This is a genomic window from Pantoea sp. X-Soil-MYKO-1785 (assembly GCF_059730675.1).
The window spans coordinates 3531778-3545909 of the sequence record NZ_AP036000.1 but is presented as its reverse complement, the minus strand read 5'-3'; the positions used below and the strand labels follow the sequence as shown (position 1 = coordinate 3545909).

12 protein-coding genes are annotated in these 14132 nt (G+C 57.7%); 7 read left to right on the top strand and 5 right to left on the bottom strand.

Features of this window, described 5'->3' with window-relative positions; genetic code table 11:
- The first annotated feature begins 21 nt into the window (after window positions 1–21).
- Both parE and AC6I8D_RS16725 read left to right on the top strand, forming a co-directional pair.
- Window positions 22–1917 (top strand): DNA topoisomerase IV subunit B, encoded by a 1896-nt coding sequence (parE, locus tag AC6I8D_RS16730; RefSeq protein WP_031376511.1) that lies wholly within the window; start codon window positions 22–24, stop codon window positions 1915–1917.
- Window positions 1918–2024: 107 nt separating this feature from the next.
- On the top strand, window positions 2025–2924 hold the full coding sequence (locus tag AC6I8D_RS16725) for a LysR substrate-binding domain-containing protein (RefSeq protein ID WP_497820501.1): 900 nt from the start codon (window positions 2025–2027) through the stop codon (window positions 2922–2924).
- Between the two features lie 299 nt (window positions 2925–3223).
- Here AC6I8D_RS16725 and AC6I8D_RS16720 read toward each other — a convergent pair whose 3' ends face one another.
- The gene (locus AC6I8D_RS16720) at window positions 3224–3532 is read right to left on the bottom strand and encodes a putative quinol monooxygenase (RefSeq protein ID WP_312053102.1); all 309 of its coding nucleotides are present in this window, start codon (window positions 3530–3532) and stop codon (window positions 3224–3226) included.
- A gap of 47 nt (window positions 3533–3579) precedes the next feature.
- Window positions 3580–4161, bottom strand: a complete 582-nt coding sequence (locus AC6I8D_RS16715; RefSeq protein WP_312053100.1) for an NAD(P)H-dependent oxidoreductase — start codon at window positions 4159–4161, stop codon at window positions 3580–3582.
- 162 nt (window positions 4162–4323) lie between these two features.
- Between AC6I8D_RS16715 and AC6I8D_RS16710 the strand changes: the two genes are divergently transcribed.
- From AC6I8D_RS16710 to ftsP, 4 genes are all read left to right on the top strand, one after another.
- On the top strand, window positions 4324–5091 hold the full coding sequence (locus tag AC6I8D_RS16710; RefSeq protein WP_497820500.1) for a transporter substrate-binding domain-containing protein: 768 nt from the start codon (window positions 4324–4326) through the stop codon (window positions 5089–5091).
- A 167-nt stretch (window positions 5092–5258) separates the two neighbouring features.
- Window positions 5259–7532: a DNA topoisomerase IV subunit A gene (parC, locus tag AC6I8D_RS16705; protein ID WP_312053096.1), complete on the top strand. Its 2274-nt coding sequence runs from the start codon at window positions 5259–5261 to the stop codon at window positions 7530–7532.
- A 45-nt stretch (window positions 7533–7577) separates the two neighbouring features.
- Window positions 7578–8315 carry a 1-acylglycerol-3-phosphate O-acyltransferase gene (locus AC6I8D_RS16700; RefSeq protein ID WP_312053095.1) on the top strand — a complete coding sequence of 246 codons (738 nt, stop codon included), beginning with the start codon at window positions 7578–7580 and terminating at the stop codon, window positions 8313–8315.
- A gap of 145 nt (window positions 8316–8460) precedes the next feature.
- On the top strand, window positions 8461–9891 hold the full coding sequence (ftsP, locus tag AC6I8D_RS16695) for a cell division protein FtsP (protein ID WP_497820499.1): 1431 nt from the start codon (window positions 8461–8463) through the stop codon (window positions 9889–9891).
- 91 nt (window positions 9892–9982) lie between these two features.
- Here the strand turns inward: ftsP and dkgA are convergent, their stop codons facing one another.
- Window positions 9983–10810 (bottom strand): 2,5-didehydrogluconate reductase DkgA, encoded by an 828-nt coding sequence (gene dkgA / locus AC6I8D_RS16690; protein WP_312053092.1) that lies wholly within the window; start codon window positions 10808–10810, stop codon window positions 9983–9985.
- A 204-nt stretch (window positions 10811–11014) separates the two neighbouring features.
- Here dkgA and AC6I8D_RS16685 point away from each other — a divergent pair, with 204 nt between their 5' ends.
- Window positions 11015–11923 carry an AraC family transcriptional regulator gene (locus tag AC6I8D_RS16685; RefSeq protein WP_312053091.1) on the top strand — a complete coding sequence of 303 codons (909 nt, stop codon included), beginning with the start codon at window positions 11015–11017 and terminating at the stop codon, window positions 11921–11923.
- A gap of 33 nt (window positions 11924–11956) precedes the next feature.
- Here the strand turns inward: AC6I8D_RS16685 and AC6I8D_RS16680 are convergent, their stop codons facing one another.
- Window positions 11957–12619, bottom strand: coding sequence for a DedA family protein (locus tag AC6I8D_RS16680; protein WP_312053090.1), 663 nt, complete (start codon window positions 12617–12619; stop codon window positions 11957–11959).
- Window positions 12620–12813: 194 nt separating this feature from the next.
- Entirely contained in the window at window positions 12814–14004 is a 1191-nt protein-coding gene (gene metC, locus AC6I8D_RS16675) for a cystathionine beta-lyase (protein ID WP_497820498.1), read from the bottom strand.
- Between the last annotated feature and the right edge of the window lie 128 nt (window positions 14005–14132).

Sequence of the window (14132 nt, the reverse complement as noted above, 5' to 3'; positions counted from 1 at the left end):
CCTTCTAATCAGACATTTACGATGAGTCAATCAAACTATAACGCGGATGCCATTGAGGTCCTGACTGGCCTTGAGCCTGTTCGCCGTCGCCCGGGCATGTACACCGACACGACGCGGCCCAACCATTTGGGTCAGGAAGTGATTGATAACAGCGTCGATGAGGCGCTGGGCGGCCACGCGAAGCGGGTTGAAGTGATTCTGCACGCCGATCAATCACTGGAAGTTATTGATGATGGTCGCGGCATGCCGGTGGATATTCACCCGGAAGAGGGCGTGCCTGCGGTGGAACTGATCCTCTGTCGTCTGCACGCCGGCGGCAAGTTCTCCAACAAAAACTATCAGTTCTCGGGCGGCCTGCACGGCGTCGGCATTTCGGTGGTGAACGCCCTGTCAAAACGGGTGGAAGTCACGGTACGCCGTAATGGCGAAGTGTATGACATCGCCTTTGAAAATGGCGAAAAGGTGCAGGAACTGACGGTCACCGGCACGGTGGCTAAGCGCAATACCGGCACCCGCGTGCACTTCTGGCCGGATGAAAGTTTCTTCGACAGCCCGCGCTTCTCGGTATCGCGCCTGTCGCACCTGCTGAAAGCCAAAGCGGTGCTCTGTCCGGGCGTCGAAATCGTCTTTAAAGACAAGCTGAATAACACCGAGCAGCGCTGGTGCTACGAAGATGGCCTGACTGACTATCTGTGCGAAGCGGTTAACGGGCTGCCAACGCTGCCGGAAAAACCGTTCGTCGGCAGTTTTGCCGGTGACGTTGAAGCGGTCGACTGGGCGCTGTTGTGGCTGCCGGAAGGCGGCGAACTGCTCACCGAAAGCTACGTTAACCTGATCCCGACCATGCAGGGCGGTACCCACGTTAACGGTCTGCGTCAGGGCCTGCTGGATGCGATGCGTGAATTCTGTGAATACCGCAACATCCTGCCGCGCGGCGTAAAACTCTCCGCAGAAGATATCTGGGATCGCTGCGCCTACGTGCTGTCAGTGAAGATGCAGGATCCGCAGTTTGCCGGACAAACCAAAGAGCGCCTCTCTTCACGTCAGTGCGCGGCCTTTGTGTCGGGCGTGGTAAAAGATGCCTTCAGCCTGTGGCTCAACCAGAACGTGCAGGCGGCTGAGCAGCTGGCCGAACTGGCAATTTCCAGCGCCCAGCGTCGCCTGCGCGCGGCGAAGAAAGTGGTGCGTAAAAAGCTCACCAGCGGCCCGGCGTTGCCTGGCAAACTGGCGGACTGTACCGCGCAGGATCTGAATAAGACCGAGCTGTTCCTGGTCGAAGGGGATTCAGCCGGTGGATCGGCTAAGCAGGCGCGCGATCGTGAATATCAGGCGATCATGCCGCTGAAAGGTAAGATCCTTAACACCTGGGAAGTCTCTTCGGATGAAGTGCTGGCCTCGCAGGAAGTGCACGATATTTCCGTGGCGATCGGTATCGATCCCGACAGTGAAGATCTTTCGCAGCTGCGCTACGGCAAAGTCTGCATTCTGGCGGATGCGGACTCCGATGGTCTGCATATCGCGACCTTACTCTGCGCGCTGTTTGTGAAGCATTTCCGTTCGCTGGTTAAAGGCGGTCACGTCTATGTGGCGATGCCGCCGCTCTACCGCATCGATCTGGGCAAAGAGGTTTACTACGCGCTGGATGAAGATGAGAAAGAGGGCGTGCTGGAGCAGCTGAAGCGTAAAAAGGGCAAACCTAACGTCCAGCGCTTTAAAGGGCTGGGTGAGATGAACCCGCTGCAGCTGCGCGAAACCACTCTGGATCCCAATACCCGCCGGCTGGTGCAGCTGACCATCAGTGATGAAGACGTCGACCAGACGTTACGTATGATGGATATGCTGCTGGCGAAAAAACGTTCCGAAGACCGGCGAAACTGGTTGCAGGAAAAAGGCGACATGGCCGACATCGAAGTATAAAAAAACAGGACGCGCCAGCGTCCTGTTTTACAGGTGGCGCGCGTCAACCCTGACCGGTGGGCAACAAGCCGCCCGCGAAGGCCTACACAGCAGAGACAGCAGCAATTGTGAAAATTACACTGGAAGAGTTACGTGCCTGGGTCGCGGTAGTGGATAGCGGATCGATTACCGCCGCAGCCGACCAGCTGGCGCAGACCAGTTCAGGCATCAGTCGCGCCTTAAGTCGGCTGGAAAGCAAACTGCAAACCACCCTGCTTCATCGCACCACCCGACGGCTGGCACTGACAGAGGAAGGGCAGGTATTTCTGGAGCATGCGCGTCAGATTCTGGCGTCGGTAGAGCAGGCGGAAGAGCAGATTGCCCAGCGGCGCGAAATGCCTTCAGGACGGCTGCGGGTCAATGCCGCCACCCCGTTTATGCTGCATGTGATTGTGCCGCTGGTGGATGCGTTTCGCGCGCAATATCCGCTGATTCAGCTGGAACTCAATACCGACGATATTCTGATCGATCTGCTGGAGCAGCAAACCGATATTGCCATTCGCATCGGCGAACTGCGCGATTCCACGCTGCGTGCGCGGATGCTGGGCAGCAGCGCCATTCGTCTGATGGCCAGCCCGGCCTACCTGGCGAAAGCCGGCACGCCGCAAACCGTCGCCGATCTTGAACAGCATCAGATCATCGGTTTCAGTCATCTTGATAATCACAACGTCTGGCCGGTCTGGCAGCCCGACGGCGAGTTTATGCGGATCAAGCCAACGCTCTCCGCCTCCAGTGGCGAAACCATCCGACAGCTGGCGCTGGCCGGGCAGGGCATTGCGCGCCTCTCCGACTTTGTCAGCCGGGAAGATTGCGCCGCCGGACGGCTGGTGCCGGTATTGCCCGATGAAACCCGCGAACTGCGGCTGCCGGTTCACGCGGTCTACTATCGCAACACCACGCTCTCCTCACGTATTGGCTGCTTTCTCGATTTTCTTCGCACCGAGATCGACTGTCGCCAGCTGCTATAAGCTTTGATGTCATCATAAAAAACCCCTGCCACGAGGCAGAGGTTTGAGGAGGCTGATAAGGTCTGGCTGGATTCGCTGTGGGAGGGTGCATGCGCAGGGAACAGGGTCAGATCCGAAAGGCCCAGCAACCGCCATCCATGGTACGCTCGACCCGCGCCGTCTCTGGCGCGGGACGCTTTCCTCTTCTGACCATACTCTCTGCGCGTTGAGCTAATGTATCGCTGCGAGAGGCACCCTGCTTCAGGCTTATCGCCAGACTCTGCCCGGTTACAGAACAAGGGGCAGGGCTTCAGCAATCATCAGGCACTGGGTTCCAGCACCAGGATTTTCACATCCACTACATCATCTTTAATGATGGCGCGATGCGCATCCATGTGCGGCATCTGCTGATGCTGCTCCAGATGACGCAGCGTTTCCCACTGTTCCAGCATAAAAATGGAGTCCGGCGAGTTCTGTTTCCACGGCACCTGTGCCTGATGGTCCAGCAGCGCATCATACTGGTGGCATCCCTCTTCCTGCAGCACGGTCGGGATCAGCGCTTTCACGGCCTCAAGCACCGCCTGACGGCGGCCGGGTTTTACACAAATTTCAGCAACGACTGTTAACATTCGCGGATTCCTCTTTCGCGGGAGATAAAGCTTAACGGCAGCCTGACTCAGGCAAAAACGCGCGTCAGATGGGCGCGATAGGCCGCAATGTCACGCGGTACATCAGGCTGCTTGATCACGTCATTACAGATAAAGGTCGGCAGGGCTTCCATACCCAGGAACTGGTTGGCTTTATGGAAGTGCAGGTAAAGCCCATCCACGCCAACGCCTTCAAAGAACTGCTCCGGATCGGTAAACGCCTGCAGTGGCGCATTCCAGGTCAGTGACAGCATATACTTTTTGCCCTGCAGCAGACCGCCGGAACCATATTTTTTGGCGGCGTCAGAGCGGGTGCGGCCATCACTGGCGTACAGCGAACCGTGACCTTCGGTAAAGACTTCATCAATGTAGCGCTTAACGGTCCAGGGTTCACCCATCCACCAGCCTGGCATCTGATAAATAATCACATCGCTGTCGACATATTTTTGTACTTCGTCAGCCACCACGTAGTCGCTGTCCGCCACGGTGACAGAAACTTCATGGCCCATATCACGCAGCTGGCTGGCGGCGACGTCGGTCAAAGTGTGGTTCAGTTCGCCTTTTGAGTGGGCAAAGGTTTTACCGCCGTCGATAATTAAGATCTTACTCATTTGAATATCTGCTCCGTTTTCTGTGTATGACGCTCAGCTTACGCGCGAAGCGGTGACAGAGAAATGGGAGGCTGATCACAACACTTTTGCTGTAGCGGCAACAATACGCCGATTTATGGCACCATTCAGTACGCAAACCAACCTGCCTGAGAAAACAAAATAATGAAAAAAATTGTCATCCTTGCTCTGCTGCTGGCCAGCGGTGCCGCTCAGGCCCAGTCACGTCTGGACAGTGTTCTCAGCAGTAAAGTGCTGAAAGTCTGTACCACCGGCGACTACAAGCCTTACAGCTTTCTGCGTCCCGACGGCCAGTATGAAGGGCTGGATATCAGCATGGCGAAGGCGCTGGCCGCCTCGCTGGGCGCGAAAGTAGAATGGGTAGCCACCAGCTGGAAAACCCTGATGCCCGATTTTCTGGCGAAGCAGTGTGATATCGCGCTGGGTGGCGTATCCGTTACCCTGAAGCGGCAGCAGACCGCCTGGTTCGCTCAGCCGCTCGGCGTGGACGGCAAAATCCCGCTGGTGCGCTGCGCCGATAAGGATCGCTATCAGACGCTGGAGCAGCTCAATCGCCCGGAGGTCCGTCTGGTGGAGCCGGCGGGCGGCACCAATGAAGCCTTTGTTCACAGCCATCTGCCGCAGGCCTCGCTGACCCTGTTCCACGATAACGTCACCATCTTCCAGCAGCTGGTCGACAACCACGCTGATGTGATGATCACCGATGCCTCTGAGGCGCGCTATCAGCAGCAGCGCTTCCCGACGCTGTGTGCGATCAATGCCGATCGGCCGCTGCAATATGGTGAAAAAGCTTACATGATCCCGCGCGATGACATCAGCTGGAAACTCTATGTTGATCAGTGGCTGCACCTCAGCACCGCCACCGGTGAGTATCGCGAGATCGCCCGACAGTGGATAGGTGCACAGCCGTAATGCATTCTGTCTGATCCCCGCTCAGCTGACGGCGTAACCCCCGCCAGCTGAGCGCCTGTCACCGCGCGCTTCCCCTGTGACTAACACCGGCGAATAAGGTACTATCCTCGCCAAACCACCGCCGGGTGTCCCGCCGTTGTGGGCCACGATGTGAGGATGAGAAATTAATGAGTGAACTGACGCAGGATGGTGCAGAGCGTCTTGCCCTGCACACATTTACTGAGAATGCGTACTTAAACTATTCGATGTACGTCATCATGGACCGCGCGTTGCCCTACATTGGTGACGGGCTAAAGCCGGTACAGCGACGCATTATCTACGCGATGTCCGAGCTGGGCCTCACCGCCAGCGCCAAATTTAAAAAATCGGCGCGAACCGTGGGTGACGTGCTGGGTAAATACCATCCGCACGGCGACAGCGCCTGCTATGAAGCGATGGTATTAATGGCGCAGCCGTTCTCTTATCGCTATCCGCTGGTGGATGGACAGGGTAACTGGGGCGCACCGGACGATCCTAAGTCCTTCGCCGCGATGCGTTACACCGAATCCCGCCTGTCAAAATATGCGGAACTGCTGCTGGGTGAGCTGGGTCAGGGCACGGTCGATTACCAGCCGAATTTTGATGGCACCCTGCAGGAGCCGAAGATGCTGCCGGCGCGGTTGCCGAACATTCTGCTGAACGGCACCACCGGTATCGCGGTCGGTATGGCGACCGATATTCCACCGCATAACCTGCGTGAAGTGGCGCAGGCGGCGATCACCCTGATCGACCATCCCAAAACCACGCTGGATGCGCTGCTGGATATCGTGCAGGGCCCGGATTATCCGACCGAGGCGGAGATCATTACGCCGCGTGACGAGATCCGCAAAATCTATCAGAACGGGCGCGGATCTATTCGCCAGCGTGCGGTGTGGAAGAAGGAAGAGGGCGAGGTGGTGATCACCGCGCTGCCGCATCAGGTGTCAGGCGCGCGGGTACTGGAACAGATCGCCAGCCAGATGCGCAATAAAAAGCTGCCGATGGTCGAGGACCTGCGTGACGAATCGGATCATGAGAATCCGACCCGTCTGGTGATTGTGCCACGCTCTAACCGGGTCGATCTTGATCAGGTGATGAACCATCTGTTCGCCACCACCGACCTGGAAAAGAGCTACCGGGTAAACCTCAACATGATTGGCCTGGACAACCGTCCGGCGGTTAAAAACCTGCACGAAATCCTGTCGGAATGGCTGGTGTTCCGCCGTGATACGGTAAAACGTCGCCTTAATCACCGGCTCGACCGCGTGCTGCGTCGTCTGCATATCCTCGACGGTTTGCTGGTGGCCTTCCTCAATATCGATGAAGTGATCCACATCATCCGTACCGAAGATGAGCCGAAGCCGGTGCTGATGTCACGCTTTGAACTGAGCGAAACCCAGGCTGAATCGATCCTCGAACTGAAGTTACGCCACCTGGCGAAGCTGGAAGAGGTGAAGATCCGCGCTGAGCAGGCCGAGCTGGAGAAAGAACGCGATCAGCTGCAGGCGACGCTGGCTTCTGAACGCAAGATGAACACCCTGCTGAAGAAAGAGTTACAGGCCGACAGCGCCAGCTATGGCGACGAGCGTCGTTCTCCGCTGCGCGAACGTGAAGAAGCGAAGGCGCTGAGCGAAACCGAGCTGATCCCGTCTGAGCCGGTGACCATTGTGCTGTCGCAGATGGGCTGGGTGCGCAGCGCCAAAGGGCATGATATCGATCCTGCCGGGCTGAGCTACAAAGCGGGCGACAGTTACCTGGCCGCCGCACGTGGTAAGAGCAACCAGCCGGTGGCCTTTATCGACTCCACCGGACGCAGCTACACGCTGGATCCGACCTCGCTGCCGTCGGCACGCGGGCAGGGCGAGCCGTTGACCGGTAAGCTGACGCCGCCGCCGGGTGCGGTGGTTGAGCAGGTGCTGATGGAGCCGGATGAGCAGCGCTTACTGATGGCCTCCGATGCAGGCTATGGCTTTATCTGCACCTTTGCCGATCTGGTCTCGCGTAACCGCGCCGGTAAAGCGCTGCTGACGCTGCCGGAAAACGCCCGGGTGATGACGCCTATGGCGGTGCATCATGAAGATGACATGCTGCTGGCGATCACCCAGGCGGGACGGATGCTGATGTTCCCGGTGGGTGAACTGCCGCAAATGTCGAAGGGCAAGGGCAACAAGATTATCTCGATCCCTGCCGCTGAAGCTGCCGCCGGTCAGGATAAACTGGCGTGGCTGATGATTCTGCCACCGGGCAGCGCCATTACCCTGCACGTCGGCAAGCGTAAGATGCTGCTGCGCAGTGAAGAACTGCAAAAATTCCGCGCCGACCGTGGACGCCGCGGCACGCTGCTGCCGCGCGGCCTGCAAAAAATTGATCGTGTTGAACTGGATGCCCCTGCGCGTCCGGGCAGCCCGGACAGCGACGCGTAAACTACCCGGCTGACGCTGTGTCAGCCGTGGCTTAATGAGGGAACTATGTTACTGATACTGCGTACCATTATCGTGGTAATTTATTCGATACTCGTTTCTGTGTTTGGCTGTATCTGGTGTCTTTTTTCACCGCGCAATCCGCGCCACGTCGCTACTTTTGGCCGTCTGTTCGGTAAATTGTCGACGGTATTTGGCCTTAAAGTAGAACTGCGTCGACCGGAAGGGGCCGACAATTATGGTAATGCGATCTACATCGCTAACCATCAGAACAACTACGACATGGTGACCGCCGCCAAAATCGTGCAGCCAACCACGGTGACGGTCGGCAAAAAGAGTCTGTTGTGGGTGCCGTTTTTCGGTCTGCTCTACTGGCTGACCGGCAACCTGCTGATTGACCGGGATAACCGGGCGAAAGCACACGGTACTATCGGCCAGCTGGTCGATCAGTTTAACCGTAAGCGCATCTCGTTCTGGATGTTCCCGGAAGGCACCCGCAGTCGCGGACGCGGTTTACTGCCGTTTAAAACCGGTGCGTTCCACGCCGCAGTTGCAGCGGGTGTTCCGATCATCCCGATTGTGGTGTCCAATACCCACGATAAGATCAAACTGAACCGCTGGAAAAATGGGCTGGTGATCGTTGAGATGCTGCCGCCGGTTGACGTTAAACAGTTCGAGTCTTCCTCAGTGCGTAAGCTGGCAACCCATTGCCGTGAATTGATGGCGGCGAAGCTGGAAGAGCTCAACGCCGAAGTCGAAGAACGCGAAAAAAACGGTAAAATCTGACCGGCGATCGCTTCGCCGAACTATCCTGCAGGGATGCCGCACGGCGACGCGGTGATTAACCGCTCGCCGTGAACGCAGCACAGCACATAACAGCAATAAAAACAGGGTTGGCGCTGAGCGCCACGCGTAAAAGGTCAGAAGTTTTATGTCTTTCAGCAGACGTCAGTTCATCCAGCTTTCTGCTGGAGTGGCGCTTAGCGCCGGTGTTATGCCTCATGCGGCCCGTGCCGCGTCCTCAGCCAATGGTGATACGCCACTTCCGATTCCACCGTTGCTGGAATCCCGTCGCGGCCAGCCGCTGTTTTTAACCATGCAGCGCAGCCACTGGTCATTCAATGGCGACAACAACAAAGTGCCGGTGTGGGGCATTAATGGCCTCTATCTCGGCCCGACGGTGCGTGTTTACAGCGGCGACGATGTGAAGCTGATCTACAGCAATCGCCTCAATGAGCCGGTTTCAATGACCGTTAGCGGCCTGCAGTTACCGGGCGCGCTAATGGGCGGCGCACCGCGGATGATGTCCGCCGGGGTCGACTGGGCGCCGGTCCTGCCGATTCGTCAGGCGGCCTCGACCTGCTGGTACCACGCCAACACGCCAAACCGCATGGCGCCGCATATTTATAACGGGCTGGCGGGTATGTGGCTGATTGAAGATGAGGTCAGCAAGCAGTTGCCGCTGCCAAAACATTATGGCGTCGACGACTTCCCGATCATCATTCAGGACAAGCGGCTCGATAACTTCGCTACGCCGGTTTACGATCCACCGCAGGATGGCGGCTTCCTTGGCGACACGCTGCTGGTCAATGGGGTGCGTAACCCGTTTGTTGAGGTCTCGCGTGGCTGGGTGCGTCTGCGTCTGCTGAACGCCTCGAATGCGCGACGTTATGAGATGATGTTGAGCGATAGCCGGCCGTTTATGGTGATAGCCAGCGATCAGGGCTATCTGCCTGCGCCGGTTGCGGTGCAGCGTCTGTCGCTGGCTCCGGGCGAACGCCGCGAAGTGTTGATCGATATGTCGCAGGGCGATGAAGTGTCGATTACCGCCGGCACCGCGGCGGGGATTATGGATCGGCTGCGCGGCTTCTTTGAGCCGTCTTCCATCCTGACCTCAACCCTGATCCTGACCTTACGGCCGACCGGCCTGCTGCCGCTGGTCACCGATAATCTGCCGATGCGGCTGCTGGCCGATCAGATTCTGGATGGGGTGGCGGTGCGCACGCGTGAATTCCGCATCGGTGACAGCATGCCGGGCATCAACGGGGCGATCTGGGATATGAACCGTATTGATACCACCGCGCAGCAGGGCACCTTTGAGCGCTGGATTGTGCATGCCGATCGGCCCCAGGCGCTGCATATTCAGGGCGTAATGTTCCTGATTAAGAGCGTCAACGGCGCGCAGCCGATGGGTGAAGATCGCGGCTGGAAAGATACGGTGTGGGTCGACGGTGATGTGGAACTGATGGTCAGCTTCCCGCAGAGTTCGTCAGACCATTTCCCGTTTGTCTATTACAGCCAGACGCTGGAACTGGCCGACCGCGGCACCGCCGGTCAACTGGTGGTGCAGCCGACCCAGTAAACCGTGCGGCGTAACGAAAAGGGCAACATTACGTTGCCCTTTTTTTCAGTGTGGCAACAGCAATGACCCGCGTCACGCCGCGCCACAAACCTTAGCCGTTAAAGGTTTCCGGATCCGGTCCCAGACGGTTGCCGCTATCCAGCTTAGTGATATCGCTGACTTCATGCTTATCCAGACGGAAGTCGAAAACCTTGAAGTTTTCTTCGATACGCGCCGGCGTCACCGATTTCGGAATCACCACCAGCCCGCTATCCAGATGCCAGCGGATGACAATCTGCGCCGGGGTTTTGCCATATTTCTTAGCCAGCGATTTAATCACTTCCTGATCAAACACGCCTTTACCGCCCTGCGCCAGCGGGCTCCAGGATTCGGTCTGAATCTGGTGCATCGCATTCCAGGCGTGCAGGGTGCGCTGCTGTAACATTGGGTGCAGCTCAATCTGATTGACTACCGGCGTCACGCCGGTCTCATCCAGCAGGCGTTTAAGGTGGGATTCATGGAAGTTACAGACGCCGATACTTTTGGTCAGCCCCTGCTGCTGCAGCTCAATCATCTTCTTCCAGGCATCAACGTAGTGATCTTTTTCCGGACATGGCCAGTGCATCAGATAGAGGTCAACCTGCTCCAGCTGCAGTTTCTGCAGGCTGGTTTCCATCGCCTGCTGAACGTTCTGCTGATCGTCATTCCACAGCTTGGTGGTAACAAAAATCTCGTCGCGCGGCACCTCGGTTTCCTGCAGTGCCTGACCAATCGCTTCCTCATTCTTGTAGGCGGCAGCGGTATCAATCGAGCGATAGCCGACCTGTAAGGCTTTCAGCACCGCCTGACGCGCTTCGTCGATACTGGCCTGCCATACGCCCAGTCCCAGTTGCGGCATCATGTTGCCATCGTGCAGCTTGATAATCGGTTGGTCTGCCATAGTTGCTCCTTTCCGTTGCAGTTAACCAGTGAGATTTCACTGTGCTTAAGTCTAGCCAACAATTTACACCCTGCCTGGCGTGCTGAGCAGGCACGACGGCAGGGGCATGCCCGATCCGGCAAACTTCTTGCCTGATTCTGCAATCTGCTGGCGGTTCAGGCAGTGTCGCGGCACACTAAGTTTTTGTCCTGATAAGGAGTCCCAATGGCGCATGATGCTCTGTGTCACCGCCTGGCGCAGCAGGTTGTGACCTTAATGACCCACGGCCGCGATCGCCTCTGTCCGGTCAGTAATGTTTCACTGATTTATGCCAATCAGTATCGTCCGCGCACGCCGATGATGTATCAGCCCGGCATTGTGATCCTGTTTCAGGGCAGTAAAACCGGCTATCTCGGCAGCACGGTATTCCAGTATGACGCCAGCAAGTACCTGATGCTCACGGTGCCGCTGCCGGTTGAGTGCGAAACCTGGGCTTCGCCGGAGGTGCCGATCGCCGGTTTGTGCCTGAATGTCGATACCGCCAGCCTGCAGGATCTGCTGATTGAGATTGGTGATGATGAACAGTTTCAGCCACAGCCGCTGACTTCCGGCATCCACTCGGCGTGGCTGACCGAACCGATGCTATGTGCGGCGGAACGGCTGCTGGATGTGATGACGCAGCCGCGCGATGCCCGGGTACTGGGACCGCATATTGTGCGTGAAATTATCTATTACGTACTGACCGGTCCGATTGGCGGCGCGCTGCTGTCGCTGGTGAGTCGCCAGACCCAGTTCAGTCAGATTGCCCGGGCGCTAAGGCGCATTGAAAATCACTTCGCCGATAATCTCAGCGTCGACGCGCTGGCGGCGGAGGTGAACATGAGCGTTTCAGCTTTTCACCACAACTTTAAGGCGGTGACCCAGACTTCCCCGCTGCAGTATCTCAAACGCTATCGCCTGCATCAGGCGCGGCTGCTGATGCTGCATGATGGACTGAAAGCCAGTGCGGCGGCGGTGCGGGTTGGCTATGAAAGCCCGTCGCAGTTTTCGCGCGAGTTTAAGCGCTATTTTGGCGTCACGCCGGGCGAGGAAGTGAGTCGGGTACGTCAGACGGTGGCGGACCCTTCCGCCTGACAGGCGGTGGGTCCTCACCAGATTGGGGGAACGTCAGGCCTGTTTCTGCCGACGTTTCTTCCAGATCACCAGAATGCTGCCGAACAGGCCGAGAAACAGTAACACCATCGGCAGCACCATCAGAATCGCCATCACCTGATCTTCATGACGCTTGATGAACGGCACCTGGCTGATGCCGTAGCCAAACGCCACCACGATGCCGACCCATAAGACGCCGCTCAGCCAGTTAAACAGCTGGAAGCGGCCATTCTGTAAGCCCGCAATGCCAGCCATGGTCGGCAGAATAGTGCGGATGAAGGCGAGAAAACGCCCCACCAGCAGCGCCATCAGGCCATGGCGGTTAAACATATTCCAGGCGCGCTGATGGTATTGCGCCGGCAGGTGCATCAGCCAGCTTTTGACCAGCCGGGTATTGCCCAGCCAGCGCCCCTGCAGATAACTCAGCCAGCAGCCGAGGCTGGCGGCAGTGGTGAGGATCACCATCGTCGGAATGAAATCCATTACGCCCTTGGCGACCATCGCTCCCGCCAGCAGCAGCAGGCTGTCGCCCGGCAGAAAAGAGGCCGGCAACAGTCCGTTTTCCAGAAACAGCGTCAGGAACATTACGCCGTACACCACCCATACTACGTCCGGATTCGCCAGCGCGGCAAAATCCTGATGCCAGAGCGCGTGGACAATCTCGTGTAAAACACCCATTAGCTATTCCATCACGTCACAAGGAGAACCCGCCTGTCAGGCTGCCGCGTCGGAAAATGCAGAAGCTGCTGACTCAGCGCTTCATTTTCGGCCTGCCGCCTGAACGGTCCGGGACAAATTTTAACAATAATCTTGCCGCCGCCTGGCTATCTCGGCTGGCGGCGGCCACTGCGTTTAGGTTCTGTTTAGTTTACTCAGCGCGTCAGGCGCGCAAAGCCCGCCTCAAGGTCAGCGATCAGATCCTCAACGTGCTCCAGGCCAATATGCAGTCGTACCAGCGTGCCTGTGAAATCAACCCCACCGACCGGCCGAATCGCCGCCAGCTCCTCCGGCTGATTCGCCAGGATCAGCGATTCATAGCCGCCCCACGAGTAGGCCATGCTGAAATGATGGAAGTGATCGAGATATTCCGCCAGTTGCGCTGGGCTAAGTTGCTGTTTCAGGATAAAGGAGAACAGCCCGCTGCTGCCGTTGAAATCGCGCTGCCAGAAGGTGTGGCCCTTACTTTGCGCCAGCGCCGGATGGTTAACCCGTTCGACTTCAGGACGCGCCGCCAGCCACTCCGCCACCTGAAGCGCGCTCTCTTCGTGCTGACGCAGTCGGGTGCCGAGCGTGCGTAAGCCGCGGCTCGCCATGTAGGCGCTATCCGCATCGACCATCTGGCCCATCAGATAGGAGTTTTCACGCAGCTGATCGATGCAGCGCGCATTGGCCACGGCGGTGCCGATCATCGCGTCGCTGTGCCCAATCAGATATTTGGTGCCGGCCTGAATTGAAATATCAATGCCATGCGCCAGAGCATTAAACAGAATCCCGGCGGCCCAGGTGTTGTCGATCATGATGATCGCCTCAGGCGCTTTGGCACGAACCGCCGCGACGATGGCCGGAATATCCTGCACTTCCATGGTAATCGAGGCGGGTGACTCGAGAAATACCACCCGGGTGTTGGGCTGAACCAGCGCACCAATTTCGCTGCCAATGCAGTGATCGAACCAGCCGATCGACACCTGCATCTTTTGCAGAATTTTATGACAGAAGTCCTGCGTCGGCTCATAGACCGCGCCGCTCATCAATAGGTGATCGCCGGCGCTGACAAAAGCCAGAATCGCGTTAGCGACCGCAGCCGCGCCGCACGGGTAAAGCACACAGCCCGCGCCGCCTTCCAGTTCGGTCATGGCATCCTGCAGCGCAAAGTGGGTCAGGGTGCCGCGGCGGCCATAAAACAGTTCGCCTTTTGCCCGACCGGCGGTGGCGCGTTTTTTTTCCGCCACCGTGTCAAAAACCAGCGAGGAGGCACGCTGAATCACGCTGTTTACCGAGCCCTGAGTATAACGCTTGCTGCGTCCTGCACTGACGAGTGTGGTATCAATTTTTTTGGTGGTCATGAGTCGCCTTTGCCGCTTCTGCCTAAGCCTTCACGTTATCACGAAACGGCCAGCAGGGTTGAGACTCAATGGCGATTATCAGAGTGCGTCGCAGGATAAAAATCGGGCCCGCTGACGGACCCGATTTG

Excerpts from the sequence above, each read along its gene's own strand:
- parE (WP_031376511.1), top strand. The coding sequence starts at position 22 with ATGAGTCAATCAAACTATAACGCGGATGCCATTGAGGTCCTGACTGGC.
- AC6I8D_RS16720 (WP_312053102.1), bottom strand. The coding sequence starts at position 3,532 with ATGTTAACAGTCGTTGCTGAAATTTGTGTAAAACCCGGCCGCCGTCAG.
- AC6I8D_RS16715 (WP_312053100.1), bottom strand. The coding sequence starts at position 4,161 with ATGAGTAAGATCTTAATTATCGACGGCGGTAAAACCTTTGCCCACTCA.
- AC6I8D_RS16710 (WP_497820500.1), top strand. The coding sequence starts at position 4,324 with ATGAAAAAAATTGTCATCCTTGCTCTGCTGCTGGCCAGCGGTGCCGCT.
- parC (WP_312053096.1), top strand. The coding sequence starts at position 5,259 with ATGAGTGAACTGACGCAGGATGGTGCAGAGCGTCTTGCCCTGCACACA.
- AC6I8D_RS16700 (WP_312053095.1), top strand. The coding sequence starts at position 7,578 with ATGTTACTGATACTGCGTACCATTATCGTGGTAATTTATTCGATACTC.
- ftsP (WP_497820499.1), top strand. The coding sequence starts at position 8,461 with ATGTCTTTCAGCAGACGTCAGTTCATCCAGCTTTCTGCTGGAGTGGCG.
- dkgA (WP_312053092.1), bottom strand. The coding sequence starts at position 10,810 with ATGGCAGACCAACCGATTATCAAGCTGCACGATGGCAACATGATGCCG.
- AC6I8D_RS16685 (WP_312053091.1), top strand. The coding sequence starts at position 11,015 with ATGGCGCATGATGCTCTGTGTCACCGCCTGGCGCAGCAGGTTGTGACC.
- AC6I8D_RS16680 (WP_312053090.1), bottom strand. The coding sequence starts at position 12,619 with ATGGGTGTTTTACACGAGATTGTCCACGCGCTCTGGCATCAGGATTTT.
- metC (WP_497820498.1), bottom strand. The coding sequence starts at position 14,004 with ATGACCACCAAAAAAATTGATACCACACTCGTCAGTGCAGGACGCAGC.